The sequence below is a fragment of the Pseudoalteromonas sp. SR44-5 genome (genome assembly GCF_014163675.1).
Classification (GTDB): Bacteria; Pseudomonadota; Gammaproteobacteria; order Enterobacterales; family Alteromonadaceae; genus Pseudoalteromonas; species Pseudoalteromonas rhizosphaerae.
Window position 1 is genome coordinate 1 of sequence record NZ_JACJDT010000094.1, and the last position, 3,622, is coordinate 3,622.

The following is a 3,622-nucleotide window of genomic DNA, read 5'->3' on the forward strand; positions in this document are numbered from 1 at the left end:
GATCGGCAAAATCATTAAGAACACAAAAGTGATCATTATCGCGTAATTTTCGTGATCAAAGCTTAATGAGAATAAGCGATCAAAGTTAATGCCATTGGGTGATCAAAGCTGGTGAGAATATGCACCAGATGAGGCGCACACGTTTGCACCTAAATTAATTTCTGAGGGAGTAAATCACTGGAAGATATCTAAGCTTTTGGGCCACTCTTCACCCAATACACTCTATCAGCATTATGGTAATTTCATCGATGAGTATGAAAGAGAGCATCGAGCCTAAATTACAGAGCCCTCAATGTCATCAGGTATAAGTATCTGATGGCTTTTTCTTCTAACTATCAAAAAATACTCTAAGGAGTTGCTTATCTCACAATGTCTATAAAGCGCTACCTAATTGAATAAATAAAATTACACACTAGCTGCCGAACATTTAAAGGCTTCAGTCAACAAACAATGACGGCAACTCATCCAACTGGACTTTGAAATACCCTATTAACTGGCTCCGCTGATACCTAATTAGCCCATATAACCAAATAATTCACTGACTTTTTTAGTATGATAAGCCCAGCAAAGCCCCTGGCACCAAATTAAATTAGATTAAAACAAGCTAAATCACTCAACAAACAATACTGAAAACTGCTCCCCACAAACAAAGCAAGCTGTCTGAACAGAAATTTTTAAAAATGCTTTGGCATGAGGGTCTGCACATACTTGATGCAACATCATAGGATACATACTCCCGTTTCCATCAGTGGAAAAAGGCTGAGTGGTAAATACTTGTTTGCCGCAATGTGGGCAAGCTACTTTTAATATACTCATAATAAATAAAGCCATTAGGTTAGGAATGGCTTCATTATTAATAATGATCTAGCTACAACAAATAACTTTATTGCTATACCCCCTACAGACTAATTAATAAGTCTACTTGATTATCAGCTTGCCTTCTGAACTCATAACTCAATTCTGATGTAGTTTCACAAGTGAACTCAAAGCATTGTTGATACTCATCTAATTCCTCAGGTAGCACTTTTAGACTAGGAGGTTGCTCAAGCTTTTTACCATCTATAAATACATCAAAAGTTATATTTGATAACTTGCTGAGAATGTAATATTGGTTATCACCATCATTGGCCAGTATATACATATTTTCAGTTTCATTTTTCACTTCAGAATTTGGCTTACGGCCTCTAGCGCCATTAGCTTTTTGTGTTTCATTAAAGCAGTTACTCATTAATTTTTGCTGGTACTTATTAATACGATTAAGATTATCTCTAAAACTAGGTAAGTGATTTTTAATGTAACAATGAGCATTAAAGTCAATGATGTCACTTGTATAATTAATTTTATCTGCATTGCCGTAATATTGTTTTAGTTTACTCAGTTGCTGTAAACAATCATCGGTAAAGCTAGTTCCACCATCAAGTAAATATTGAGTGGTTTTTAAGAGCATCTTACGATTAAATATTGCTTTGTAACGCCCCCTTACTTGAAAGCTAAACTCTCCAACCTCGTCTTGCTTAAGTGAAAAGTTGTGCGTATATGGATCAACTTCAAAAACAGGCATTATTGTCACTTCTTTGTAGTGGTTAAACAAACTTAAAACGAAATGCTTTTCCTCAATATCTTGCTGCCAGTCATGTTCATACTGCGAATAATCGAACTCATCGTCATGTGTGTAACGCGCATCTATCGTTACATGTATATCTTCTAGCAATGACCCCAAAGTTAATTGAATCTTATTAATAGGCATATTGTTCGCTATTTGATGTTTCAATCTAAATATATCTATATAACTACTTAAATTAGCGAGTATTACATCTTGAGTACCAGTGACAGAAAAGGGCCAATAATGGATGTGAAAAAAATCATAAGGCACACCGTCTAGGCAAATAACTACATTTTCAGCATCATGTTCATCTACACCAATGATAAGCAATTCAGGCTTTTTGTTAACGTTAGTATCTACTTGCATGTTCGCTTTTTCGCAAGGTAATACATTAAATAATGGTGAATGCGCGTGAGCTAATAATTTACTAAACGCGTTATTGTGAATTTCTTTGAAATCAAAGAGGACTCTTTCTGAAAAAATAATGTGTACGAAATTTAAGTCAAATATAAGGTTCATTATATTTCTCCCAAAAATCGCTTGTTAAGCTGTGTGTGTATTTCTTCTACAAATATCTTATGCAGATACATAAAAGCAGGGTTTTTGAGCTCTTCGTCTTTCCAACGAAGTCGATTTTGTCCTTTGGTATTTTGAGTTGCTACTAGCAAAATAAGCCCTTTTGAAAAAAATTGTTTAGCTGCTTTCATAACTGATTCTTGTTGTACCTGTCCTTTTCTTCTGATGGGGAAATCATCGCAAGTTATCTCAGCGTATTTTTTATTGAGGGAGCTTGCCTCAGAAGTTATCGTATGACCTGTGATAAAGTATTTAGCGTTTCTGTATAGCTTTTCATAGTGTGCCGGTTTGGCCCATTCGTGGATAAGTTCTGAAGCATTATAAGAGTGCTGAAGAAACTCAGGCATTTTCTTAATTAATTTTTCTAAAAGTGATGTATGATAAATTAATCGCTCCTTAATTCGGTCCAGCTCTTCAGAAGAGCCAAGACCACTTTTTAGTATATTAATATAATGATTTAATTCACCCACATATTTTTTATCTTTAACGCAACTATACTTATAAACAATAGCTAAGAGCGTAAAGGTATAAATATTCTTTCTATCCTCTAAAAGTATATTTGTTTGCTGCGAAGAGCGACTCTCGTCATAATACGATTTGAACAACAATTTAATTATTCCCTCAACATGCTTTTTAGCTAAATCCTCAGCTCTGTATTTAGAAATTTCAGGAGTTAACATGTTTGGCAATTCTGCATTAACAATACAATCAAAAGATGCTTCTTGTCGCTTAAAGCAAGCATAAAGAATGAAGGTTAGCACACTCGCATAAAATAATTTTTCATAAATAAGTTCATAATACTCATCATTTAAAATTCTATGCTGGACAGGTTTTGAACTATTAAGTTCTGTTCGAGTTTTAATTTTTAATTGCTGAGCAATTGCTCCTTCCCTTATATGAGAAGCAAACTTATTCCAGAGCGTTACAACAGGTGATTTTTCAATGTTTTGTTTTTCATAAGTGACAATACTTTCAATTGCGAGCGAACTTGATTTAATATCTAACGAGCGGTCATTTCTTTCTAGTGTTTCCATAAACGTAGTAAAATCGGGATCTGCACTTACTCTTTTAAAATAACTTACTATGGACCCCATAAAATCTTGCTTATTTTTTTTATAACCCGTTTTTTTTAAGTGCTCATAAATCGTATCAACAGTATAAAACTCTAAAATGAACATTGTTTTATTATCCTTGTTATTTATTAGCCAAACACCTTAATGCTATTTATAAAGATGTCGAGCATCTCTTTTCTCATTCTACCTTCGTCATTGCTTTGCAGATGTGCTATTAACCCCTGCCCAAACTGCTCAGTGATTAATGTTTTCATATCCGCTTGTATTACATCATAGGCCAGGTCAATATCCAGCGACTCAAAGTCAAATATTTGCAAGCAATAACATAACTCAGGAATTGCAGCGTAACCTGGTTGAATAATACTTGTAA

At 34.2% G+C, this 3,622-nt stretch carries 4 protein-coding genes; all 4 read right to left on the reverse strand.

Annotated features, from left to right (window positions below; translation table 11 throughout):
* Positions 1 to 609: 609 nt before the first annotated feature.
* Positions 610 to 831: a hypothetical protein gene (locus H5154_RS22390; RefSeq protein ID WP_182719678.1), complete on the reverse strand. Its 222-nt coding sequence runs from the start codon at positions 829 to 831 to the stop codon at positions 610 to 612.
* A 67-nt stretch (positions 832 to 898) separates the two neighbouring features.
* Complete coding sequence (locus tag H5154_RS22395) at positions 899 to 2,122, reverse strand: hypothetical protein (protein ID WP_182719679.1); 1,224 nt, start codon at positions 2,120 to 2,122, stop codon at positions 899 to 901.
* Positions 2,122 to 3,357, reverse strand: coding sequence for a hypothetical protein (locus H5154_RS22400; protein WP_182719680.1), 1,236 nt, complete (start codon positions 3,355 to 3,357; stop codon positions 2,122 to 2,124). Before H5154_RS22400 ends, H5154_RS22395 begins: the two co-directional genes overlap by 1 nt.
* Before the next feature lie 23 nt (positions 3,358 to 3,380).
* A partial coding sequence (locus H5154_RS22405; RefSeq protein ID WP_182719681.1) for a hypothetical protein occupies positions 3,381 to 3,622 on the reverse strand: 242 nt, incomplete at its 5' end.